This window comes from Rathayibacter sp. Leaf185 (genome assembly GCF_001423885.1).
In the GTDB taxonomy this organism is placed as follows: Bacteria; Actinomycetota; Actinomycetes; order Actinomycetales; family Microbacteriaceae; genus Rathayibacter.
Window position 1 is genome coordinate 321886 of record NZ_LMPP01000004.1, and the last position, 22238, is coordinate 344123.

The window sequence follows — 22238 nt, forward strand, 5'->3', positions numbered from 1 at the left end:
CGTGCCCGGTCAGGCGAGGTCGACGCCGTGGACGCCGTTGTGGTGGCGGAGCGCGGGGAAGGAGGCGGTGACCGAGCGGCCGACGCCAGGGGTCCGCTTCTCGGTGATGTCGCCTCCGAACAGGGAGGCGCGCTCGCGCAGCTCGGCGAGGGCGGGACTGTCGATGCGCTCGGTGAGGGCGCGCAGATCGGCGTCGACGGCGCTCTCGTCCGACTCGGCGCCTCCATGGCGTTCACGATCGTCGTCGACGTCGACGCGGAGGCCGGTCGCCGTCCAGTTCGAGGTGATCCGCACCTCGGTGCCGGAGCCGCCGGTGCTGAGCGCCGCGTCGAAGGCGTACTCGAGCACCCGGAGCACCGCCACCTGGGCGCCGTCCTGCAGGGGGAACGGCTCGCCGTGGTTCTGCTCGGCGACGACGAGTCCGCGCTCGCGGGCATCGGCTACCAGGGGCTCGGTGCTCCCCGTGAGCGGCAGCTCCCCGGGATCCACGGCGGCGACGGTCGCGATGCGGCGCAGCTGGGCGAGGGACGCCTCCGCCGCGCGCACCGCTCTGACGGCGGAGCGGGTCGCGGCGGCAGGATCGCGCTCGATGGTGAGCCGGACGCTCTCGGCCTCCTCGACGACGTGCGCTGCGCTGCGGACGGCGAGCTGCTCGAGCTCGCCGACGATGCGCAGCCGCGCCTCCTGCTCACCGACGACCATCTCGAGGCGCGCGGTGCGGGCGGCCGCCTCCCGCTGCGACGCGCGGGCGGCGCGCTCGGCAGTGGCGGAGCGGCGCCAGAGCACCACGGCGGCGACGGCGACGATCAGGGCGAGGACGAGGACGGCTTCGAGCACGACGGCCTCCGGTTCGGGTCGGTGGGATAGGCGCGGGGGGACGCCGGAGAGCGATGGTACTCGCGAGCGGACCGCACTGCCCGACGCGCGGCCGGGGCTTGCGGTCAGCTCGGGTCGACGCGGGTGGAGCGGGTGACCGTGAACCTGCGGTCGCGCGCGACGACCTTCGTCGGCCCGACCGAGCGACGGAGCTCGGTGGGGTGAGCGAGGTGCGAGTTGAAGACCGTCCAGAGCTGGCCGCCCGGGCGGAGGATGCGGCCGGCCGCGCGGATCATGCGGTGCGCCACGAGGTCGGTGACGGCTCCGTCGGAGTGGAACGGCGGATTGCAGAGCACGAGGTCGACGGAGCCGTCGGCGAGGGTCGAGGCGTTGTCGTCGCGGAGGACGCGGACGTCGAGGCCGTTCGCGCTCGCGGTGGCCCGGGCCGACTCGGTCGCGACGCGCGACGAGTCTGTCGCGATCACCTCGAGGTCGGGCCGGGAGCGGGCGAGCACGGCGGCGAGGATGCCGGTGCCGCAGCCGAGGTCGACCGCCGTTCCGTCGGGCAGGGCGGCGGTGTCAAGAGCCGCGAGCAGAGCGCGGGTGCCGAGGTCGAGGCGTGCTCCCGAGAAGACACCCGAGAGGGCGACCACGTCGAGATCGAGCTCATCGAGCCGTTTCCGCTCCGCTCCCGGTGCCGGGGGCTGATCGGCGCGCGCCCCGCTCGCGAGAAGGGCGCGCGACTTCTGCCGCGCCAGGCTCACATCGACGCGGTCGTAGCGGCTGCCGAGCACGTCGTTCATGCCGTGGGTCATGTGCTTGATGCGGCCGGCGCCGACCAGGACGGCCCCAGGTGCCGCGGCGGCCACCTCGGCTGCGATCGACGCCAGGGCGTCGAGGGAGCGCGGGAGTCGGACGAGGACGGCGACGGCGCCCTCTGCCGCGGCGGACACCGACTCGACGACCTCGAAGGGCGCGAGCTCGATGCCTGCGGCGCGAACCGCCTCGGCGTTGGCCGCCAGGGCGAGCTCGGCGGTGACGGTGTCCTGGACGACGCGGACGGGGACTCCGTCGGCAGCGAGCGCGAGGGTGAGGGCTCCGTAGGCGTCGCCGACGACGCCGATCGGGCCGCTCAGTCCGCGCTCGACGACGAGATCCAGCAGGAGCCGATCGCTCGCATCGACCGCGACGAGGGACACACCCTCGACATCGGGACGTCGGCGGAGGAGATCGAGGACGTCGTCGCGCATCGTGCCTCCGGTTCGGTGCCGTGCACCCGGGTACTCACCGATTCCGGGCAAAGAAAAAGGGCCCGAGAGTGGAGTCCCAGGCCCTTCGCTCCCCGACTTGGACTCGAACCAAGAACCTACCGGTTAACAGCCGATTGCTCTGCCAATTGAGCTATCGAGGATCATCCGCCCACCCGGAGGTGAACAGCGCGTAGCTACTTTACCAAACTCTGTGCCCAGACCAAATCGGCCCGGTCAGTACCCGACGACCGTGTCGACGAGACCGAGCAGCGGCTCCCCCGCGGAGAAGGCGGCGACGTTCGCGCGCACGCGCTCGGCGAGCAGCGGCGCGGTGATCTCCGGCGTGTCGGCGGTGTGCGGCGTGATCAGGCACCGCGGCTCGCTCCAGAGCGGATGCCCATCGGGCAGCGGCTCCGGGTCGGTGACGTCGAGCGCGGCTCCGGCGAGGCGTCCTGCGGCGAGGGCGGCGACCAGCGCGCCGGTGTCGATCAAGGAGCCCCGGGCGACGTTGACGAGGACGGCGTGGGCGGGCATCCGCTCGAGGACCCCGGCGTCGACGAGTCTCGCCGTCGATCCCGTCGCCGCCGCGGCGAGCACGACGACGTCGGCCTCGGCGACGACCTCGGTCAGGTGGTCGGCAGTGACGGTCCTGTCGGCGCCCGGCATCGGCTCCGCCGTGCGACGCACGACGGTGACGTGGGTGTCGAAAGCGCGGAGCAGTCGCAGCAGCTCGGTGGCGATCCCGCCCGCACCGACGATCACCACGCGGGCCCGGTGGAGCGTCGCCGCGCGCTTCTCGCCCCACGACGTCGCCCGCGCCCGCTCGGGCAGCGAGCGCAGCAGCGCGAGGGTCAGCGCGAGGGCGTGCTCCGCGACCGGCTCGGCGTAGGCGCCCTTGGCGCTCGTCCAGAGCAGGTCGGATCCCGTCAGGACCGGGGAGAACACGTCGACCCCGGCCCACGGCAGCTGGACCCAGCGGAGGCCGGGGTGTGCTTCGAGGACCGCGGCCAGCTCATCGGTGCGCCCGTACGAGAGCCAGAGCAGGGCCTCCGGATCATCGTCGATACCGACGACCCGGCCGCCACCCGCCTCGATCGCCGTGGTGAACACCGGCTTGGGCCGGGGAAGCACCGCGATGCGCGGACCGCTCACGCCTGCTCCTCCACCGGCGCGACACGGAGTGCCCGGTTCGCGTCGAAACGCTCGTACTCGGCGAACGCTGCACCGAGCTCGCGCACGTACGGGTGCTGGGCTCCGGTGAGCACCTCGAGCAGCGGCCCGTAGGCGACGACCTCGCCGCCGACCAGGACCGCGACCCGGTCGGTCGCCCGGCTGAGGACGTCGATGTCGTGGCTGACCACCACCGCGGCGAAGCCCTCGCGACGACGCAGATCGGCCAGCAGATCGACGATCGACTCGCGGACGGTGGCGTCGATGCCCGAGGTCGGCTCGTCGGCGATCAGCACCTTCGGTCCGAGGACGAGGGCGCGGGCGATCGCGACCCGCTGGCGCTGCCCGCTCGAGAGCTCGTAGGGGAAGCGGTCGAGCAGGAACAGCGGAAGGTGCACCGAGTCGAGCAGAGTCGCCACCCGCACGGCGGCGTCGCGCGGGTCGTAGTGCCGGTCGCGGAGGAAGAGCGGCTCGGCGATCAGCTCCGAGACCGTCAGCTCGGGGCGGAGCACCGCGCCCGCGTCCTGCGCGAGGTAGGCGACGTCGAAGGTGAAGCGCTTGATCCCGCGAGCGGGCAGATGGCGGAGGCGGTGTCCCGCGACGGTCGCGTCGCCTCCGACGATCACGGGACGCGCTCGAGCACTCTCGCCGCCGAGCCCCTCGCCGCCGAGGACTCGCGCCAGCGTCGACTTGCCCGAGCCGCTGCCGCCGAGGACCCCCAGCACCTCACCGGGCTCGACGCGGAGGCTCACCCCGCGCAGCGCGGTCCAGCGCCGGCTGATCCCGTGCGGCGGGTACTCGACGCTCAGATCGTCGGTGACGATGGGCGCCTCAGGGGTGGCGGTCATGCCGTCCGCTCCGCCTGGGTGATGCGGCGCAGCAGCTCGCGGCGCTCGGCCTGCTCCGCCGGGTCGGGGACGGGCAGGGAGGCGAGCAGGCGCTGGGTGTAGGGGTGCTTCGGCGCCGAGAGCACCTCCTCCCCCGTGCCCTCCTCGACCAGCTCGCCGCGGTAGAGCACCGCGATCCGGTCGGCCAGCAGATCGACGACGGCGAGGTCGTGGCTGATGAAGAGCGACGCGAAGCCGAACTCCCTCTGCAGCTCCGCGAAGAGCTCGAGCACCCGCGCCTGCACCGAGACGTCGAGCGCCGAGGTCGGCTCGTCGGCGATCAGCAGCTTCGGCTCGAGCGCCAGGGCCCGCGCCAGGCTCGCGCGCTGACGCTGCCCGCCCGAGAGCTCGTGGGGATAGCGGTCCCCGTAGGAGCGCGGCAGCTGCACCGCCTCGAGCAGCTCGTCGACGCGGTGGCGCGCCGCCCCGGGATCGCGGAAGCGCCCGTGCACGATCAGCGGCTCGGCGACGCCCTCGGCGATGGTCAGCAGCGGGTTGAAGCTCGACCCGGGATCCTGGAAGACGAAGCCGATGTCGCCGCGGACCGGGCGGAAGCTGCGCTCGCGGATGCCGCGCATCTCCTTGCCGAGGACGCGGAGCGAGCCTCCGGTGACCGTGGTGAGGCCGGCGATCGCGCGCCCGATGGTCGTCTTGCCCGAGCCGCTCTCGCCGACGAGACCGAGGACCTCGCCCGCTCGGATGCGGAACGAGACGCCGTCGACCGCGACGAAGCCGGGGCGGCCGAGGCGCCCGGGGTACTGGATCCGCAGGCCGTCGGCCTCGACCAGCGTCTCCGCCTCCGGAGCTTCGGCGCGCTCGATGGCGCGGACCTTCGCGCGCTCGACGCCCTGACCCACATGCGGGACCGCGCTGAGCAGCTTCTTCGTGTACTCGGCCTTCGGAGCGGCGAACAGCTCGGCGACGGGTGCCTGCTCGACGAGCTCGCCCTGGTACATCACGGCGACGCGATCGGCGAGGTCGGCCACGACGCCCATGTTGTGGGTGATGAGCACGATGGAGGTGCCGAAGTCGTCGCGGCAGCGGCGGAGCAGGTCGAGGATCTCGGCCTGCACGGTGACATCGAGCGCGGTCGTCGGCTCGTCGGCGACGATCAGGCCGGGGTCGAGCACCAGCGCCATCGCGATCACGACGCGCTGCTTCTGCCCGCCCGAGAACTGGTGCGGGTAGTAGTCGACGCGCTTCTCCGGATCGGGGATGCCGACGGTCCGCAGGACGTCGATCGCCCGGGCACGCGCCTGCTTCTTCGACACGCTGCCGTGGGCGCGCAGTCCCTCGGCGATCTGCCAGCCGACGGTGAAGACGGGGTTCAGAGCCGTCGACGGCTCCTGGAACACCATCGCCACATCGGTGCCGCGGATCTCGCGCAGGCGCGACTTCGGGACCGACACGACGTCGGTGGCCGAGCTGCCGTCCTTCTTCGAGAGCAGCACGACGCCCGAGGCGGTCGCGGTCTCGGGCAGCAGGCCGAGGATGGTCTTCGCGGTCACGGTCTTGCCGCTGCCCGACTCCCCCACGATCGCGAGCACCTCGCCCCGCTCCACCCGGAGGCTCACCCCGGCCACCGCGCGCACCGCGCCCCGGTCGCTGGCGAAGGCGACCTCGAGGTCGGTGATGTCGACGATCGGCCTGTCCGCATCGGCAGGTCGCTGATCCACAGGTCTGCGCTCGCTCATCGGGTCTGCTCCGTTCCGGCGCTGGGATCGTGTCCCGGCGTCTCGAGGCCGTCGGCGACGAGCACGCCGCCCGGGACGACCGAGGTCGCCGCGATGTCGCCGGCACCGGCGGCCACCGCGCGCCGACCGCGCAGGCGCGGATCGGCGAGGTCGTTCAGGCTCTCGCCGACGAGGGTGATGCCGACGACGACGAGGACGATGGCGAGCCCTGGGAACACCGAGGTCCACCAGATGCCGCTGGTCACGTCCGACAGCGCCTTGTTGAGGTCGTAGCCCCACTCGGCGGCCGAGGTCGGCTCGATGCCGAAGCCGAGGAAGCCCAGGCCCGCCAGCGTGAGGATCGCCTCGGACGAGTTGAGGGTGAAGATCAGCGGGAGTGTGCGGGTGGCGTTGCGCAGGACGTGACGGAACATGATCCGCGGCGTCGAGGCTCCGATCACCTTCGCCGACTCGACGAACGCGTCGCCCTTGATGCGCACCGTCTCGGCCCGGATGACGCGGAAGTACTGCGGGATGTAGACCACCGTGATCGAGATCGCGGCGGCGAAGATACCGGCCCAGAGGTTCGACTGGCCGCCCGAGATCACGATCGACATGACGATCGCGAGCAGCAGGGTCGGGAACGCGTAGATCGCGTCGCAGATGACGACGAGGACGCGGTCGAGCCAGCCGCCGAGGTAGCCCGAGACGAGGCCGAGGAACACGCCGGCGAAGATCGAGAGCACGACGGCGACGACGATGACGAGGAACGCGGTCTGCGCTCCCCAGAGCACGCGGGACAGGACGTCGTAGCCGCCCACAGTCGTCCCGAGGAGGTGCTCGGCGCTCGGCGGCTGCTGGGCGCCGAACGCTCCGCCGTCGGAGCGGAGCTGCGAGTAGCCGTAGGGAGCGAGCAGCGGAGCGAACAGGGCGACGAGCAGGAAGGCTCCGGTGATCACGAGGCCGGCGACGAGCATCCCGCGCTGGAGGCCCACGCTCTGGCGGAGCTGGTGGACGACCGGGAGGCGGTCGACGAGGCGGCGGCGCGGGCGCGCCGATGCGGTGGTGGCCATGGTCAGTACCTCACTCGCGGGTCGATGAGCGCCGCGATGACGTCGACGATGAAGTTGGTCAGCGCCACGATCACCGCGAGCAGGGCGACGATGCCCTGGACGGCCACGAAGTCGCGGGCCTGGAGGTACTCGGCGAGCTGGAAGCCGAGGCCCTTCCACTCGAAGGTCGTCTCGGTCAGGACCGCTCCGCCGAGCAGCAGTGCGATCTGGAGCCCGATGACCGTGATGATCGGGATGAGCGCCGGCCGGTACGCGTGGGTCCGCACGAGGCGGAACTCGCTGACACCGCGCGAGCGGGCCGCGTCGACGTAGTCGGTGCCGAGGGTGCCGATCACGTTGGTGCGCACGAGACGGAGGAAGATGCCCGCGGTCAGCAGGCCGAGCGCGATCGCGGGCAGCACGGCGTGCGAGAGCACGTCGGTGACCGCGGCCGGATCACCGGTCTGGATCGCGTCGATCAGGTAGATGCCGGTCTTGTTCTCGAGGAACTGGAGCGAGAGCTCGGTGCCCGTCGTCGCACGGCCCGCCACGGGGAACCACTTGAGCCAGACCGAGAAGACCAGCTTGAGCAGCAGCCCCGCGAAGAAGACGGGAGTCGCGTAGCAGAGGATCGCGAAGATGCGCAGGACGGCGTCGGGCGTGCGGTCGCGGTGGTACGCGGCGAGCATCCCGAGCGGGATGCCGACGATGAAGGCCACGATGAGCGCGTAGAAGGCGAGCTCGACGGTGGCGGCGCCGTAGGTGAGCAGCACCTCGGTGACGGGACGATTGTCGCTCAGCGTCGTGCCGAAGTCGCCGCGGAGCAGCGCACCCAGGTACTCGACGTACTGCACGAGCAGCGGTCGGTCGTAGCCGGCGGCCGACACGCGCTCGGCGAGCTGATCCGCCGTCAGGCGCCCGCCGAGGGCCGCCGTGATCGGATCGCCCGTCGTGCGCATGAGCAGGAACACCATCGTCACGAGGATGAAGACGGTCGGGATGATGAGCAGGAACCGGACGAGCAGGTAGCGCCCGAGTCCGCCTCCGGAGCCGCGCGTGCGCCGGGTGGGCGCCGGCGGTGCCGCCGTGGCTGTCGTCACGTGATGCCTTTCGTGGAGAAAGGCCGGCGCCTCCCGTGGGAGGAGGCGCCGGCCTCGGGGGTGGATCAGCTCTTGCTGAGCGCTCCGTAGCGGAACTTGAACGAGGCGTCGAGGGTGTCCTCGGTGCCGCTCACCGTGCTGCCGACGACAGCGACCTGCGAACCCTGGAGGTAGGGCACGGTCGACAGCTGGGCCGCGACCTTGTCCTGGATCTCCTCGATCAGCGCGGTGCGCGCCTCCGGATCGGTCGTCGAGACCTGCTCGGCGATCAGCCCCTGCACCTCGGCGTCGTCGAAGTGGTTCGCCAGGAAGTTGTCCTGGATGAAGAACGGCGAGAGGTAGTTGTCGGCGTCGGAGTAGTCGGGGAACCAGCCGAGCTGGTACGCCGGGTAGACGTCGCTCGAGCGGTCCTTCGAGTACTGCACCCACTCCGTGGTCTGCAGGTTGACCGTGAACAGGCCCGACGACTCGAGCTGGTCCTTGATCAGCGCGTACTCGTCGCCCGAGGACGGACCGTAGTGGTCGTTCGAGTACTGCAGGTTGAGGGTGACCGGACCGGTCACGCCGGCCGCGTCCAGGGTGGCCTTCGCCTTGTCGGCGTCGGGTCCGCCCTCTCCGTCGCCGTAGAGGCTCTTGAGGGACTCGGTCGCTCCGGTGAGCCCGGCGGGCACGAAGGAGTAGAGCGGGGTGTAGGTGCCCTTGTAGACCTGGTCGGCGATTTCGTCGCGGTTGATCAGGTCGGCCACCGCCTGGCGCACGGCGAGCGCCTTGGTGGTGTCCGCCTCCGCGGTCGTCGCCCCGAACGGCTGCGTGTCGAAGTTGAAGACGATGTAGCGGATCTCGCCGCCGGGACCGTCGACCACCTTGACGGAGTCGTTGCCGCGGAGGTCCTCGACGTCGGTCGCCGAGAGGCTCCGGAACGCCACGTCGATGTTGCCCTCCTGGATGTCGAGCTTGAGGTTCGACGAGTCGGCGTAGTACTTGACGTTGATGGTCCCGGTGCGAGCAGCGCCGAGCACGCCCTCGTAGCCCTCGTACGCCTTGTACTGGATCAGGTTGTTCACGTCGTAGTTCGTGATCGTGTACTGACCGGCGAAGGCGTCGCCCGACACGATGTCGGCGTCGGCCGTCAGCGAGTCCGCCGAGAAGACGTCCTCGTCGACGATCGGGCCGGCGGGGCTCGAGAGGATCTGCGGGAACGTCTGGTCGTTCTCGGACTTCAGCGTGAAGACGACCGTGGTGTCATCCGGCGCCGCGACGCTGTCGAGGTTCGCGAGCAGCGACGACGGGCCGTTCGCGTCGGCGATCGCCAGCTGGCGGTCGAACGAGAACTTGACGTCGGAGGAGGTGAGGTCGTTGCCGTTGGCCCACTTCAGTCCCTCCTTGAGCGTCACCGTGTACTCGGTCGGCGCCGAGAACTCGGCCGACTCGGCGATGTCCGGCTCGACGTCCGGAGTGCCGTAGGGCGTGTTCATCAGGAACGGGAAGACCTGGTTCATCACCGCGAACGAGCCGTTGTCGTAGGAGCCGGCCGGGTCGAGAGTGGTGATCTTGTCGGTGGTGCCGATCGTGAGCGTGCCGCCGGCGGCGCTGTCGCCGGACGAGTCGTCACCGCCGGCGGAGCAGCCCGCCAGCACCAGTGCGACCGCGGCGAAGCCTGCGGTCGCGGTGAGTGCGCGAGTAGCCCGGGTGGATGCGGATGTCATCTCCGTCTGCCTCTTCCTGTCAGGGATGGGATGCGGGCGCGCTCGCGGCGCGCAGCCTCTCGGCACACAGATCTCCTGTGGGCTGTGGCGCCACGACACTGGGCGCCCGCATTGCTGTTCCTCAGTGGTAACACAGTCGGGAGCGCTCTCCCGACCGCGGGGCGACCGCGTCCGATTTCTTCACACGACTGCAACACGTCCCTCGTCGTGGGCGCAGCCGCTCCCTCACTCGTTGCGGAGCGCACGCTTCTCGCGCTCGAGCTCGACGAGTCGCACCTGCACGGCGCGTGCCATCACGGGGTCGGCGGACGCGCGCTGCAGCGCTCCGCGCAGCTCGGCGATCTCGCGCAGAAGGTCGCGCTCGATCAGCGAGATCGCGACATCGCGGGAGTAGCGCGCGAGCCCGGCCTCGTCGGCCGCGGGGATCGGGGCGACCGCGAGCTGCCGGACGAGGGACGCGAAGGGACCGGGCACATCGGCCGCGACGTGCTCGACCCAGTCGCGATCCTGCGCACGCTCGAGGTTGGCCACGACGGCGTCGCGGACGACACGGAGCGTCTCGTTGGTGACCGCCGCGTGCGCCGCTCGGGTGAGCAGCTCGGCTCCCATCATCTGAGGGAGCTGGAGCATCGCCATCAGCGCCTCGCGCTCGATGCGGGTGACGACATCGAGCGGCAGATCGGCGAGGCGGGCGCCGACGGGCGCCTCCTGTGCGGGTGTCTCCCGCTGCTCGGCCTGCCGAGCGGGGGTTCGGGCGCCCGCCGAGCGCACCGCGGAGTTCACCTCCGACATGTCGAGACCGAGCATGCGGGCGAGCTCCCGCGAGTAGCCGGGCCGCAGCGCCGGATCGCGGATGTCGGCGACGACCGGTGCCGCGGCGCGCAGGGCGGCGATCCGTCCCTCCACCGTCTCGAGGTCGTAGCGCCCGAGGAGCTGCCGGATGACGAACTCGAACATCGGCTTCTTGTCGTCGATCAGCCGGCGGACGGCGTCGTCACCGCGGTTGAGCCGCAGGTCGCAGGGATCGAGGCCCTCGGGCGCGACGGCGACGAAGGTCTGCGCGGCGAAGCGGTGCTCCTCCTGGAACGCCCGCATCGCCGCCTTCTGGCCGGCCGCATCGGGGTCGAAGGTGAAGACGACCTCGCCGACGCTGCTGTCGTCGCCCAGCACCCGGCGCAGCACCTTGATGTGGTCGACGCCGAAGGAGGTGCCGCAGGTGGCGACCGCGGTCGTCACGCCGGCGAGATGGCAGGCCATCACGTCCGTGTAGCCCTCGACCACGACCACCTGGTGGCCGCGCGAGATGTCGCGTTTGGCGAGATCGAGCCCGTAGAGCACCTGCGACTTGTGATAGACGGGCGTCTCGGGGGTGTTCAGGTACTTCGGGCCCTTGTCCTCCTCGAGGAGGCGCCGCGCACCGAAGCCGACCGTCTGCCCGGTGACGTCGCGGATCGGCCAGACAAGGCGGCCGCGGAACCGGTCGTACACGTTCCCTCGATTGCCGCTGCTGACCAGTCCGGCCGCCGTCAGCTCGGCCTCGGTGAAGCCGCGGCGCTTGAGGGTGGTCGTCAGGCCGTCCCAGCCGTCGGGCGCGAAGCCGACACCGAAGCGGTCGGCGGCCGCGCGGTCGAAGCCGCGCTCGCCGAGGAACCTGCGTCCGACGTCGGCACCCGGAGTGGTCAGCTGCTCGCGGAAGTACTCCTCCGCCGCGCCGTTGGCGGCGAGCAGGCGCGCGCGGCCGCCGGTCTCGGGCGGCTTGCCGTCGCCGTCCTCGTACTGGATCTGGTAGCCGATGCGGGCGGCGAGACGCTCGACGGTCTCGCTGAACGAGCCGTGATCCATCTTCATGACGAAGCTGTAGACGTCGCCCGACTCCTGGCAGCCGAAGCAGTGGTAGAAACCGGCCTGCGGGCGCACGTGGAAGCTCGGGCTGCGCTCGTCGTGGAACGGGCAGAGGCCCTTCAGCGACCCGACACCGGCCGACTTGAGGGTCACGTACTCGCCGATGACGTCGCCGATGTTGACCCGGGCCTTCACCTCTTCGACATCGTGTTGTCGGATCCGAGGCATGGGGACCATCGTATCCGCGGCGCTGCGCCCCTCGGCCGGGTGCCCGATCTTCGGCTCGCAGGACCGCCTTCGGCTCGCTGGAATCGCCTGATCCGACGAGCCGAACTCGTTTCTGCGAGCCGAAGGTGCTCCGACTGCACGGGACGCCGGGCAGGGAGCGGCGTCCGCGGCTGAGTTCCTGATGCGACCGAGGCTCTGCCCCGGTCACATCAGGAACTCAGCCGTTCGAACAGCGCCAGCGCGCTCTGGTCGGTGAGGTTGGCGACCTGGTCGACGACGACGCGGCGGCGGGCGGCGTCGGTGGAGGCGGCGCGCCAGTCCTCGGCGAAGCCCGGCTCGAGGGCGTCGGGCCCGCGGTCGAGGAGAGTGTCGGCGAGGCGGGTGAGGACCTCGCGCTGCTGCGCGTAGATGGGCTGGCGCGTGTTGCGCGACATCACGAACGTGGCGACGATGCCCTTCAGCACGGCGATCTCGGCCTGCTGCTCGCGGGGCACGACGACGTGGCCGCCGAAGCGGACGAGGTCGGGGTGCGCGTACGCGTCCCGGGTCGCCTCCGTCGCCGCGCCTGCGAAGCGGCCGATCAGCTGACTGGTGAGGTTCTTCAGGCGCGCCTGGTCGCGGCGGGAGCCGTCCCAGGAGTCGACCCACACCTCGAGCGAGTCGAGGCGGTCGAAGGCGGCGACGAGCTCGTCGTGCTCGATCTCGCCGCCGACCCACGAGTGCATCGACTCGACGAGGTCGTCGTGGTCGACGCGCGAGCCCAGGGCTTCGACGTCGATGTAGCCCGAGAAGACCGCGTCCTCGAAGTCGTGGACGGAGTAGGCGATGTCGTCCGAGAGGTCCATGACCTCGGCCTCGATGCAGCGCACGCCCTCGGGGGCGCCCTCGCGCATCCAGGCGAAGGCCGGCTCGTCGTCGTCGTAGAAGCCGAACTTGGCGCGCCCCGAGGGATCGGCGACCGACCGCGTGTCGGGCCAGGGGTACTTGCAGCTCGCGTCGAGGCTCGCTCGGGTGAGGTTCAGCCCGTAGGGGCGCTGATCGTCGCCGAACACCTTGGGCTCGAGGCGGGTGAGCAGACGGAAGGTCTGCGCGTTGCCCTCGAAGCCGCCGATGCCCGCGGCCCAGGCGTTCAGCGCGCGCTCGCCGTTGTGACCGAACGGCGGGTGCCCGATGTCGTGTGCGAGGCAGGCGGTGTCGACGACGTCGGGGTCGAGGTCGAGACTCGTCGCCAGCTCGCGGCCGATCTGCGCCACCTCGAGCGAGTGGGTGAGTCGGTTGCGCGCGAAGTCGACTCCGGCGGTCGGGCTCAGGACCTGCGTCTTGGCCGCGAGTCGCCGCAAGGAGCTGGAGTGGAACAGCCGCGCTCGATCGCGGGCGAAGTCGGAGCGGCGGGTGGAGTGGTCCTCCGGCAGGAAGCGCTCGGTGTCGACGAGCGAGTACCCCCAGAGCGCGCGGTCATCCACCGCTGTGGTGGATCTCGGCGGCCGACACGGCGTCGCGCTGGGCGGCGTTCAGCTCCCGCGACTCGAGCCAGCGGTCGGGCAGCGACGGCACCTTCGGCGAGCCCGCGCGGCCTCGCTGGCCCTCGGCGTCCACACCGGGGTAGGGCACGTCGGGGTCGAGCGTGGCGAGCAGCTCGTCGAGCTCGTCGAGCGTCACGACGGAGGCCATCCGGGCACGCAGATCACCGCCGACCGGGTAGCCCTTGAAGTACCAGGCGACGTGCTTGCGGATGTCGCGGCAGCCGCGCTCCTCGCTCTCGAAGAACTCGACGATCAGCTCGGCGTGACGGCGGAAGGCCCCCGCGACCTGGCCGAGGGTGGGGCGGAAGCGCTCGTCGGAGCCGGCGAAGGCGTTGGCGAGGTCGCCGAACAGCCAGGGCCGCCCGAGGCAGCCGCGCCCGACGACGACGCCGTCGCAGCCGGTCTCGGCCATCATCCGCAGGGCGTCCTCGGCCGACCAGATGTCGCCGTTGCCGAGCACGGGCACGCCCGTGATCGCCTCTTTCAGAGTGGTGATCGCCGACCAGTCGGCCTGGCCGCTGTAGAACTCGGAGGCGGTCCGCGCGTGCAGCGCGATCGACGCGACTCCGGCGCCCTCGGCGGCACGGGCGGCCTCGAGGTAGGTGAGGTGATCGGCGTCGATGCCCTTGCGCATCTTGATCGTGAGCGGGATGTCTCCGGCCGCCTTCACCGCGCCCTCGACGATCGCGCGGAACAGCGGGAGCTTCCACGGCAGAGCCGCTCCCCCGCCCTTGCGGGTGACCTTGGCGACGGGGCAGCCGAAGTTGAGGTCGATGTGATCGGCCCGGTCCTCGGCGACGAGCATCGTCACGGCCTCGGAGACCGTGCGCGGGTCGACTCCGTAGAGCTGGATCGACCGGACCGACTCGCTCGGGTGGTGGCGGATCAGGCGCATCGACTCCGGAGTGCGCTCGACGAGCGCGCGGGAGGTGATCATCTCGCTCACGAACAGCATCTCGCCGGCACCGGGCGCTCTGGCGGCCTCGGCGGCAGCGGGCGACTCAGCGGCGCCGGGCGCATCGGCAGCGGGACCGCTCCCGAACTCGCGGCAGAGCCGGCGGAAGGCGGTGTTGGTGATCCCGGCCATGGGCGCGAGAACGACCGGCGCGTCGAGTTCGAGGGGGCCGATGCGCAGCGCGGGCGCGGGTGGAGCGGCCAGAAGAGTGGAGGACATCGGTAACGATTGTCCCAGATCCTGTGTTGAGGACGTCGAGCAGAGCCGAGAGGGTGCAGAGATGGTCGAGATCGAGCATGTGGAGGACGGACCCGAGAGGTTCCGGGCGGACGCGACCGCACACGGACTGGCGGTCGAGATCGTCGAGCGGCCCGAAGCGCGCAGTCTCGCCGAGGCGGCCGAGCTCCTGGGCATCGAGCCCGGCGAGATCGTCAAGTCGCTGGTGGTGAAGCGCCACGACGGCGAATACCTCTTCGCGCTGATCCCCGGCGGCCGCCAGATCTCGTGGCCGCTGCTGCGCGCCGTCGTCGGAGTCAACAAGCTGCGGCTGCCCGACGAGCAGGCCGCCCTCGAGGCGACCGGCTACCGCCGCGGCACGATCACTCCGATCGGATCGACGACGGCCTGGCCGATCGTCGCCGACCAGCGGATCACCGGTCGACGCATCGCCATGGGCGCCGGTGCGGGGGGCCGCAGCGCGTTCGTCGACGCCGACGCGCTGATCGCCGCCTACGGAGCGACCGTCGCGGACATCAGCGTGGAGGAGCCGCCGCGCTGACCTGCTCGAGGCCGACCTGCTCAGTACCGACCTGCTCGGCGGAGGGCACGACGCACACGCCGTCCTCGCACACCGGCACGTCCGACGCCCCGAGCATCACGAAGCCGCTCACGCGACGACCGCCCGCTGCGAGAGGACGTGCTCGAGCACCTCGGTGAACGCCGTCGGCTCCTGCGCCCCCGAGACGCCGAACCGCCCGTCCAGCACGAAGAACGGCACGCCGTTGATGCCGTACTCGCGAGCCTGCGCGATGTCGGACTGCACGTCGCCGAGATGGCGCTGCTCCTCGAGCGCGCGCAGCACCTCGTCGGAGTCGAGGCCGACCTCCGCCGCCAGCGAGGCGAGGACGGACCGATCGGCCAGGTCGTGCCCCTCGACGAAGTAGGCGCGCAGGAGACGCTCCTTCAGCTCGAGCTGCAGCCCTGCCTCCTTCGCGTGGTGCAGGACCTGGTGAGCGGTGACGGTCTTGACGTGCCGCACCGTCTCGAAGTGGTAGTCGAGCCCGACGCTCGCCGCGATCGCGGTGACGGAGTCGAGCATCTGCTGCGCCTGCGCCTCGGGGATCCCCTTGTGCTCGGCGAGGAAGGCAGCCTCCCCGCCGCGGTAGTCCTCGGGGGTGTCGGGCGAGAGCTCGAAGCTGCGGTACTCGATCGCGACATCGGGGGCCTCGGGGTGAGCGAGGCGGAACGCCTCCAGCCCGCGCTCGAACTTGCGCTTGCCGATGTAGCACCAGGGGCAGGCGATGTCCGACCAGATGTCGACGGTGATGGGGGTCTGCTCGTCAGTCACTCCGATGACAACCGCTCCGACCGGAGCGTATTCCCGTCAGCGGCGGAGGACCCGGACCAGCTCGTCGACGTCGGACTCGTCGTTCCAGACGTGGAACGCCACGCGGAGGCGGCCCCCGCGACCCGAGACGCGGATCCCGGCGGCCGTCAGCCGTGCGAGGTCCGCGCCCTCCGGGTCGGTCCACGACACGATCGCGCGGTGCTGCGGCTCGCGGTCGAGGCGCTCGCAGAGGCTGTCGCCGAGCCCGGACGCTCGCTCCCAGACCGCGGCCAGGTCGAGCGAGCGGAACAGCTCGAGCGACGCCTCCGCCCCGACGAACGCCTGCCACGCCGGCGAGACGTCGAAGCGGCGAGCGCTCTCGGCGAGGTGCATGGCCGGACCGTAGCACGAGGACCAGACGTCCTCGCCCGAGTACCAGCCGGCCTGCACCGGGATCAGCTCGGCGGAGTAGGCGGGCGAGACGGTGAGGAACGCGACTCCGCGGGGCGAGCAGAGCCACTTGTAGGCGTGGGTCAGGGTGGCGTCGAACCGCGACGCGTCCACCGAGAGGACGCCGGCGGCCTGGGTGAGGTCGCAGGCGGTGCGGACACCGTGGCGCGCCGCCGCCTCGACGATCGCGTCGAGATCGGCGAGGGCGCCGCTCGAGGACTGCACCGCGGAGAAGACGACCAGGGCGTCACCGGGCTCGACGGAGTCGGCCAGCGCCTCGAGCGGGACGCAACGGACCTCGACGCCGCGGTGAGCCTGCGCCAGGAACGGGAAGACGATCGACGAGAAGTCGCCGTCGATGCAGAGCACCCTCGAGCCGTCGGGCAGGGAGGCGGCGAGCACCGCGGCCATCGCCGAGGTCTGCGAGCCGATCGCGACCTGCGAGACGGGCATCCCGACAATGTCCGCGAAGGCCGCTCGCGCCCGCTCGGCGACGTCGCCGTAGCCCGCAGCCGTGTTGTCGCCCGCCGACCAGCTCTCGAGGTCGGCCCGCAGCGCCTCGACGCTCTCGCGCGGAGGCAGACCGAGCGTGCAGGCATTGTGGTAGCCGCGAGCACCCGCGAACCGCTCGCGCAGGGCGGACGGGTGCGCGGATGCGGTGCTCATCCCTCGAGGATCCCCCGCCTGCCGCTGATCGCCAAGACGTGCCCGGGAGCCGGGCGCGTCGCGTCAGCCGGCGGCCAGCGCGTGCGCCTGCTCAATCACGGCGACGACCTCGCGCGCCTCGCGGACGTCGACGGGGGGCGGTGCACCCTCGAGGAGCGAGCGCGCGACTCCCTCGGCGAAGGCGGCGTACCGCCCGCGCTCGCTGGGCACCCGATGGACTCCGCTGTCGTCGGAGAGGGTGCCGACGGCATCGGGAGCGACCACGCCGAAGTCGTCGTCCCGAGGGTCGGCTCCGCCGGAGCGCAGCGCGCCCTCCTGCGGGTCGAGGCCGTCCACGGTGAACGCGGCGCGTGTGCCGAGGACGCGGAAGCGAGGCCCCGTCGCACGCGCGACGCGGCTCATGGCCAGGTGCGAGCGCACTCCGCTGCCGTGCAGGAGCGACACGAACGCGTCGTCCTCGCTCGCGCCTCCGGAGTGCACGACCCGGGTCTCGGCGGCGGTGGCCACGGCCGGCCCGAACAGCACGAGCGCCTGATCGACGAGGTGGCTGCCGAGGTCGAACAGGATGCCGCCGCCCTCGGCGGGTGTGACCCGCGCCTGCCAGCGGCCCGTCTTCGGCGCGCTCCAGCGCTCGAACGACGACTCGAAGCGGAGGACGTCGCCCAGCGCCTCCTCGCGCAGCAGTCGCTGGAGCGTCAGGAAGTCGGCGTCCCACCGGCGGTTCTGGAAGACGAACACGGGCGCGCCCGCTTCCTCGGAGGCGGCGATGATCGCATCGGCGTCGGCCGCGGTCGGCACGAACGGCTTGTCGACGATCACCGCGACTCCGGCCGCGAGGACCGCCTCGGCCTGCGCGCGGTGCACAGCGGGAGGAGTGGCCAGCACCACGACATCGGGCTGCTCGGCGAGCACGCCGTCGAGGTCGGGCACGATCCGGGCCCCGGGGTGCGCGGAGGCGGCCCCCGCCACGCGTGCCGCATCGGAGGTGGCGATCGCCACGATCGAGAAAGCCGGATCGGCGGCCAGGAACGGCGCGTGGAAGACGCTGCCCGCGAGCCCGTAGCCGACGATGCCGACGCGGATCACGCCGACGCCCCCGGCACGTCGACCGCCCCGCCGAAGCGGCGGGTGCGCCCCGCGTAGTACTCGACCGCCTCCCACAGGTCGGTGCGGCTGAAGTCGGGCCACAGCCGGTCGAGGAACACCATCTCGGCGTAGGCGCTCTGCCAGAGCAGGAAGTTGCTGGTGCGCTGCTCGCCCGAGGAGCGCACGAAGAGGTCGACGTCGGGCATGTCGGGCACGTAGAGAGCACGCGCGATCGTCTTCTCGGTGATGCCGGAGGGCTTGAGCCTTCCCGCGGCGACCTCGGTCGCGAGCCGCTGGACCGCATCCGCGATCTCGGTGCGGCCCCCGTAGTTGACGCACATCGTCAGCGTCAGCACGTCATTGCCCGCCGTCAGTGTCTCGGCGAACTGCAGCTCGTTGATCACGGAGGCCCAGAGCCGCGGCTTCCGGCCCGCCCAGCGCACGCGCACGCCCCACTCGTTGAGCTGGTCGCGCCGGCGGTGCAGCACATCGCGGTTGAAGCCCATCAGGAAGCGCACCTCGTCGGGCGAGCGCTTCCAGTTCTCGGTCGAGAACGCGTAGACGCTGAGGTGCTTCACACCGATCTGGATCGCTCCGGCGACCACGTCGAGCAGCGCCGCCTCGCCGCGCTTGTGCCCCTCGACGCGGGTGAGGCCGCGGGAGTTGGCCCAGCGGCCGTTGCCGTCCATCACGATCGCGACGTGTCCGGGCACCGCCTTGCGCGGCAGCTCGGGCGGATGGACCCCCGTCCAGTCGAGGGGGCGGAAGGGCTCGGCGTCCTTGTGGGTGAAGGGCTTCATCGGGTGACGTGCTCCAGGGATCTGAGTCCGCGTTCGAGGTGGAACTGCGTGTAGGCGGCCACGACACCGCTGGCCCGCGATCGGGTCGACGGCTCGGTGGTCTCGGCGTGCGCCCAGTCTCCCGTGAGCAGCGCACCGAGCAGGACGACGACCTCGGGCGCGACCCTCGGAGCGCCGGGCGGGGTGCAGTCGGCGCAGACGACTCCGCCGAGCTGGATGACGACGGCGCCGTGCGGGCCCGGCGTGCCGCAGCGGGCGCAGTCGTCGAAGCTGGGGGCCCAGCCCGCGATCGACAGCGCGCGCAGGAGATAGGAGTCGAGGGTGAGCACGGCCTCGTGCTCGTGCCGCGAGAGCGAGCGCAGGGCACCGACGAGCAGCAGGTACTGCTGGAGGGAGGCGTCGGCGTCGGTCAGCCGATCGGCGGTCTCGACCATCGCGTTGGCGGCCGTGTAGCTGTCGTAGTCGGCCGCGATCAGCGCACCGTAGGCGCCGATGGACTCGGCCTGCGTGACGATGTCGAGACTCCGGCCCTCGTAGAGCTGGAGGTCGGCGACCATGAACGGCTCGAGCCGCGAGCCGAACTTGGAGCCCGTCTTGCGGACGCCCTTGGCGACGGCACGGATCTTGCCGTGCCCGCGCGAGAGCATCGTGACGATGCGGTCGGCCTCGCCCAGCTTGTGCGTGCGGAGCACGACGGCTTCGTCACGGTAGGTGGGCATGCCCCGATTATCCTCCCGACCACCGACACCCGCCTGGACGCGGAGCCGGGCGTGGAACGATGGACTCCGTGGCAGCGACCCTCTTCGTGATCCCGGCCTGGGCGGATCTGCTCGCGATCGCCATCGGCTGCCTGCAGGGCGCGATGTTCGCGGGCGAGTTCCGCGACCGCCGGATCGACCTGCTCGGCGTCACGATCATCGGTACCGCGACCGGGCTGGGCGGCGGCGTGCTGCGCGATCTGCTGCTGCAGACTCCGCTGGTCGCGCTGCACACGAACGCCTACCTGCTGGTGGCGGTCGCCGCCTCCCTGCTCGGGATGCTTCTGCAGCACGTGCTGAACCGGGTGGACGGCACCATCACGGCGCTCGACGCGCTCACCCTGGGCCTGTTCGGTGCGATCGGCACGACGAAGGCGCTGTCGCTGGGCGTTCCGGAGGTGCCCGCCGTGTTCGTGGGCACCGTCTCGGCGGTCGGCGGCTCGGTGGTGCGCGACATCCTGCTCAACCGGCCGATCGCGCTGATGCACGTCGGCTCGCTGTACGCGGTGGCCGCGACCGCGGGGACCGTGGTGCTGGTGACGGGGTTGCGCTTCGGCATGCTGATCGATTTCGCAGCACCGATGGCAGTGGGCGTCACCACCGTGATCCGGCTGCTGGCGGTGCGCTACGGCTGGAGCCTGCCGGAGCAGCGGGCTCTGAACCGCGTGCCGCGCCTGCGCTGGCGCCGCTCCACCTGACCCCCGCCGACCAGGGAACCCCGGCGCGTCGAGGGAGCCTCTGGTGAGTGGCTCCCTCGACGCTCCGGGGTTCCCTCGCGAGGGCCGGCGAGCGACGGGTCAGACGGAGGCGCCCGCCAGCTCGAGGGCCGGCGTGGTCTCGCGCAGAGCGCGGTTCACGGCCGACACGATCGCCTTGAGGGAGGCGGTCGAGATGTCGGCGTCGACGCCCACTCCCCAGAGGGTGCGGCCGTTCACCGAGCACTCGACGTACGACGCGGCGAGCGCGTCGCCGCCGGCGCTGAGAGCGTGCTCGACGTAGTCGAAGACGCGGACCTCGATGCCGTGCTGCGCCAGCACCGCCTCGAACGCGTTGATCGGGCCGTTGCCGGTCGCGCTCGCCGTGATCATCTCGTCGCCGACGCGCAGCACGGCGTCGAGGGCGATCGATCCGCCCAGGTCGCTCGACGTGCTGGTGCGGGTCAGCTCGAAGCGGCCCCACTTCTCGTCGGCGCGGTGGGCGGGCGCCGGCAGGTACTCGTCCTGGAAGATCGCCCAGATCTGCTCGCTGGTGACCTCGCCGCCCTCGGCGTCGGTCTTGGCCTGGACGACTCCGGAGAACTCGATCTGCAGGCGGCGCGGCAGGTCGAGCGCGTGGTCGGTCTTCAGCAGGTAGGCGACGCCGCCCTTGCCCGACTGCGAGTTGACGCGGATGACAGCCTCGTAGGAGCGACCGAGGTCCTTCGGGTCGACCGGCAGGTAGGGCACGGCCCAGGTCAGCTCGTCGACGCTGCGGCCGGTGCGCTCGGCCTCGGCCTCCATCGCCTCGAAGCCCTTCTTGATGGCGTCCTGGTGCGAGCCGCTGAACGCGGTGAAGACCAGGTCGCCCGCCCAGGGGCTCCGCTCGGGCACGGCCAGCTGGTTGCAGTACTCGGCCGTGCGCTTCACGGCGTCCATGTCGCTGAAGTCGATCTGCGGGTCGATGCCCTGCGTGAACAGGTTGACCCCCAGCGCGACCAGGTCGACGTTGCCGGTGCGCTCGCCGTTGCCGAAGAGGCAGCCCTCGATGCGGTCGGCGCCGGCCAGGTAGCCCAGCTCGGCGGCGGCGACGGCGGTGCCCCGGTCGTTGTGCGGGTGCAGCGACAGGATGATGTTCTCGCGCTGGGCCAGGTTGCGGCTCATCCACTCGATCGAGTCGGCGTAGACGTTGGGCGTGGCCATCTCGACCGTTGCGGGCAGGTTCAGGATGACCTTGCGCTCGGGAGTCGGCTCGAAGACCTCGACGACGCGGTCGCAGATCTCGCGGGCGAACTCCAGCTCGGTGCCGGTATAGCTCTCGGGCGAGTACTCGTAGTACACGGAGGTGCCGGGGACGGACGACTCCATCTCGCGGCACTTCCGCGCACCCGCCAGGGCGATGTCGATGATCCCCTGCTTGTCCTTGCGGAACACGACCTCGCGCTGCAGCACGCTGGTCGAGTTGTAGAGGTGCACGATCGCCTGGCGGGCTCCGCGGATCGACTCGTAGGTGCGCTCGATCAGGTGGTCGCGCGCCTGGGTCAGCACCTGGATGGTGACGTCCTCGGGGATCGCGCCCTCCTCGATGAGGCTGCGCACGAAGTCGAAGTCGGTCTGGCTCGCGCTCGGGAAACCGACCTCGATCTCCTTGTAGCCCATCGAGACGAGCAGGTCGAACATGATGCGCTTGCGCTCCGGGCTCATCGGATCGATGAGGGCCTGGTTGCCGTCGCGCAGGTCGACGGCGCACCAGCGCGGCGCCTGCGTGATGCGCTTGGTCGGCCACGTGCGGTCGGGCAGCTCGACGGTGATCTGCTCGTGGAAGGGCTTGTACTTGCCGATCGGCATGGGCGACGGCTTCTGGGTGTTCTTCATGGGGTGCTCTCCTGCGCGCACATGCGCGTCTCTCGTGTCGCGGGGATCCGGATGCGGATCAGACCACGCGGGTGGAACTCGGTTCAGCCGACGACGGACACCGCGACGAGGGAGGCCTGAGGATCAGATCTCGTCGCGGCGGCTAAGAAGGAGCAGACCG

Annotated in this window: 19 protein-coding genes and 1 tRNA gene; 2 read left to right on the top strand and 18 right to left on the bottom strand. The window is 71.3% G+C overall.

Annotated features, from left to right (window positions below; all coding sequences use genetic code 11):
• Positions 1-9 precede the first annotated feature (9 nt).
• From ASG06_RS15745 to dusB, 12 genes are all read right to left on the bottom strand, one after another.
• Positions 10-837, bottom strand: coding sequence for a hypothetical protein (locus ASG06_RS15745; RefSeq protein WP_056044265.1), 828 nt, complete (start codon positions 835-837; stop codon positions 10-12).
• A 104-nt stretch (positions 838-941) separates the two neighbouring features.
• Positions 942-2066, bottom strand: a complete 1125-nt coding sequence (locus ASG06_RS15750; RefSeq protein ID WP_056044268.1) for a class I SAM-dependent methyltransferase — start codon at positions 2064-2066, stop codon at positions 942-944.
• Positions 2067-2154: 88 nt separating this feature from the next.
• Positions 2155-2227: transfer RNA gene (locus tag ASG06_RS15755), tRNA-Asn, on the bottom strand.
• Between the two features lie 73 nt (positions 2228-2300).
• Entirely contained in the window at positions 2301-3218 is a 918-nt protein-coding gene (locus ASG06_RS15760) for an NAD(P)-dependent oxidoreductase (protein WP_231727780.1), read from the bottom strand.
• Positions 3215-4084, bottom strand: a complete 870-nt coding sequence (locus ASG06_RS15765) for an ABC transporter ATP-binding protein (protein WP_082499296.1) — start codon at positions 4082-4084, stop codon at positions 3215-3217. The genes ASG06_RS15760 and ASG06_RS15765 overlap by 4 nt, the downstream gene beginning before the upstream one ends.
• A complete protein-coding gene (locus ASG06_RS15770) occupies positions 4081-5817 on the bottom strand; it encodes an ABC transporter ATP-binding protein (RefSeq protein ID WP_056044270.1) in 1737 nt (578 codons plus the stop codon). Before ASG06_RS15770 ends, ASG06_RS15765 begins: the two co-directional genes overlap by 4 nt.
• A complete protein-coding gene (locus ASG06_RS15775; protein ID WP_056044271.1) occupies positions 5814-6869 on the bottom strand; it encodes an ABC transporter permease in 1056 nt (351 codons plus the stop codon). The genes ASG06_RS15770 and ASG06_RS15775 overlap by 4 nt, the downstream gene beginning before the upstream one ends.
• Positions 6870-6871: 2 nt before the next feature.
• Positions 6872-7948 (bottom strand): ABC transporter permease, encoded by a 1077-nt coding sequence (locus ASG06_RS15780; protein WP_056044274.1) that lies wholly within the window; start codon positions 7946-7948, stop codon positions 6872-6874.
• 65 nt (positions 7949-8013) lie between these two features.
• The gene (locus ASG06_RS15785) at positions 8014-9654 is read right to left on the bottom strand and encodes an ABC transporter substrate-binding protein (protein ID WP_056044275.1); all 1641 of its coding nucleotides are present in this window, start codon (positions 9652-9654) and stop codon (positions 8014-8016) included.
• 225 nt (positions 9655-9879) lie between these two features.
• On the bottom strand, positions 9880-11724 hold the full coding sequence (gene dnaG / locus ASG06_RS15790; RefSeq protein ID WP_056044277.1) for a DNA primase: 1845 nt from the start codon (positions 11722-11724) through the stop codon (positions 9880-9882).
• 209 nt (positions 11725-11933) lie between these two features.
• Complete coding sequence (locus ASG06_RS15795; protein ID WP_056044278.1) at positions 11934-13187, bottom strand: deoxyguanosinetriphosphate triphosphohydrolase; 1254 nt, start codon at positions 13185-13187, stop codon at positions 11934-11936.
• Positions 13180-14421 carry a tRNA dihydrouridine synthase DusB gene (dusB, locus tag ASG06_RS15800; protein ID WP_056044280.1) on the bottom strand — a complete coding sequence of 414 codons (1242 nt, stop codon included), beginning with the start codon at positions 14419-14421 and terminating at the stop codon, positions 13180-13182. The genes ASG06_RS15795 and dusB overlap by 8 nt, the downstream gene beginning before the upstream one ends.
• A 61-nt stretch (positions 14422-14482) precedes the next feature.
• Here dusB and ASG06_RS15805 point away from each other — a divergent pair, with 61 nt between their 5' ends.
• Positions 14483-14980: an aminoacyl-tRNA deacylase gene (locus tag ASG06_RS15805; protein ID WP_056044282.1), complete on the top strand. Its 498-nt coding sequence runs from the start codon at positions 14483-14485 to the stop codon at positions 14978-14980.
• A 108-nt stretch (positions 14981-15088) separates the two neighbouring features.
• On the opposite strand, the gene ASG06_RS15810 is transcribed toward ASG06_RS15805, so the two are convergent.
• The 5 genes from ASG06_RS15810 to recO all read right to left on the bottom strand — a co-directional run bounded on the left by ASG06_RS15810 (position 15089) and on the right by recO (position 19469).
• Positions 15089-15769 carry a DsbA family oxidoreductase gene (locus ASG06_RS15810; protein WP_056044284.1) on the bottom strand — a complete coding sequence of 227 codons (681 nt, stop codon included), beginning with the start codon at positions 15767-15769 and terminating at the stop codon, positions 15089-15091.
• Between the two features lie 36 nt (positions 15770-15805).
• Positions 15806-16864: an aminotransferase class V-fold PLP-dependent enzyme gene (locus ASG06_RS15815; protein WP_056044285.1), complete on the bottom strand. Its 1059-nt coding sequence runs from the start codon at positions 16862-16864 to the stop codon at positions 15806-15808.
• A gap of 63 nt (positions 16865-16927) precedes the next feature.
• Positions 16928-17950, bottom strand: coding sequence for a Gfo/Idh/MocA family protein (locus ASG06_RS15820; RefSeq protein ID WP_056044287.1), 1023 nt, complete (start codon positions 17948-17950; stop codon positions 16928-16930).
• Positions 17947-18750 carry an isoprenyl transferase gene (locus tag ASG06_RS15825; protein ID WP_056044289.1) on the bottom strand — a complete coding sequence of 268 codons (804 nt, stop codon included), beginning with the start codon at positions 18748-18750 and terminating at the stop codon, positions 17947-17949. The genes ASG06_RS15820 and ASG06_RS15825 overlap by 4 nt, the downstream gene beginning before the upstream one ends.
• Positions 18747-19469: a DNA repair protein RecO gene (gene recO / locus ASG06_RS15830; RefSeq protein WP_056044291.1), complete on the bottom strand. Its 723-nt coding sequence runs from the start codon at positions 19467-19469 to the stop codon at positions 18747-18749. The genes ASG06_RS15825 and recO overlap by 4 nt, the downstream gene beginning before the upstream one ends.
• Before the next feature lie 59 nt (positions 19470-19528).
• Here recO and ASG06_RS15835 point away from each other — a divergent pair, with 59 nt between their 5' ends.
• Entirely contained in the window at positions 19529-20206 is a 678-nt protein-coding gene (locus ASG06_RS15835) for a trimeric intracellular cation channel family protein (RefSeq protein WP_056044293.1), read from the top strand.
• Positions 20207-20305: 99 nt separating this feature from the next.
• Here ASG06_RS15835 and leuA read toward each other — a convergent pair whose 3' ends face one another.
• Positions 20306-22078, bottom strand: a complete 1773-nt coding sequence (gene leuA / locus ASG06_RS15840) for a 2-isopropylmalate synthase (RefSeq protein ID WP_056044295.1) — start codon at positions 22076-22078, stop codon at positions 20306-20308.
• Positions 22079-22238 lie beyond the last annotated feature (160 nt).

Bases quoted from the DNA above. Each gene is read 5' to 3' on its own strand.
- ASG06_RS15750 (WP_056044268.1), bottom strand. From the start codon at position 2,066: ATGCGCGACGACGTCCTCGATCTCCTCCGCCGACGTCCCGATGTCGAG.
- ASG06_RS15765 (WP_082499296.1), bottom strand. From the start codon at position 4,084: ATGACCGCCACCCCTGAGGCGCCCATCGTCACCGACGATCTGAGCGTC.
- ASG06_RS15770 (WP_056044270.1), bottom strand. From the start codon at position 5,817: ATGAGCGAGCGCAGACCTGTGGATCAGCGACCTGCCGATGCGGACAGG.
- ASG06_RS15775 (WP_056044271.1), bottom strand. From the start codon at position 6,869: ATGGCCACCACCGCATCGGCGCGCCCGCGCCGCCGCCTCGTCGACCGC.
- ASG06_RS15785 (WP_056044275.1), bottom strand. From the start codon at position 9,654: ATGACATCCGCATCCACCCGGGCTACTCGCGCACTCACCGCGACCGCA.
- dnaG (WP_056044277.1), bottom strand. From the start codon at position 11,724: ATGCCTCGGATCCGACAACACGATGTCGAAGAGGTGAAGGCCCGGGTC.
- dusB (WP_056044280.1), bottom strand. From the start codon at position 14,421: ATGTCCTCCACTCTTCTGGCCGCTCCACCCGCGCCCGCGCTGCGCATC.
- ASG06_RS15805 (WP_056044282.1), top strand. From the start codon at position 14,483: ATGGTCGAGATCGAGCATGTGGAGGACGGACCCGAGAGGTTCCGGGCG.
- ASG06_RS15815 (WP_056044285.1), bottom strand. From the start codon at position 16,864: ATGAGCACCGCATCCGCGCACCCGTCCGCCCTGCGCGAGCGGTTCGCG.
- ASG06_RS15825 (WP_056044289.1), bottom strand. From the start codon at position 18,750: ATGAAGCCCTTCACCCACAAGGACGCCGAGCCCTTCCGCCCCCTCGAC.
- recO (WP_056044291.1), bottom strand. From the start codon at position 19,469: ATGCCCACCTACCGTGACGAAGCCGTCGTGCTCCGCACGCACAAGCTG.
- ASG06_RS15835 (WP_056044293.1), top strand. From the start codon at position 19,529: ATGGACTCCGTGGCAGCGACCCTCTTCGTGATCCCGGCCTGGGCGGAT.
- leuA (WP_056044295.1), bottom strand. From the start codon at position 22,078: ATGAAGAACACCCAGAAGCCGTCGCCCATGCCGATCGGCAAGTACAAG.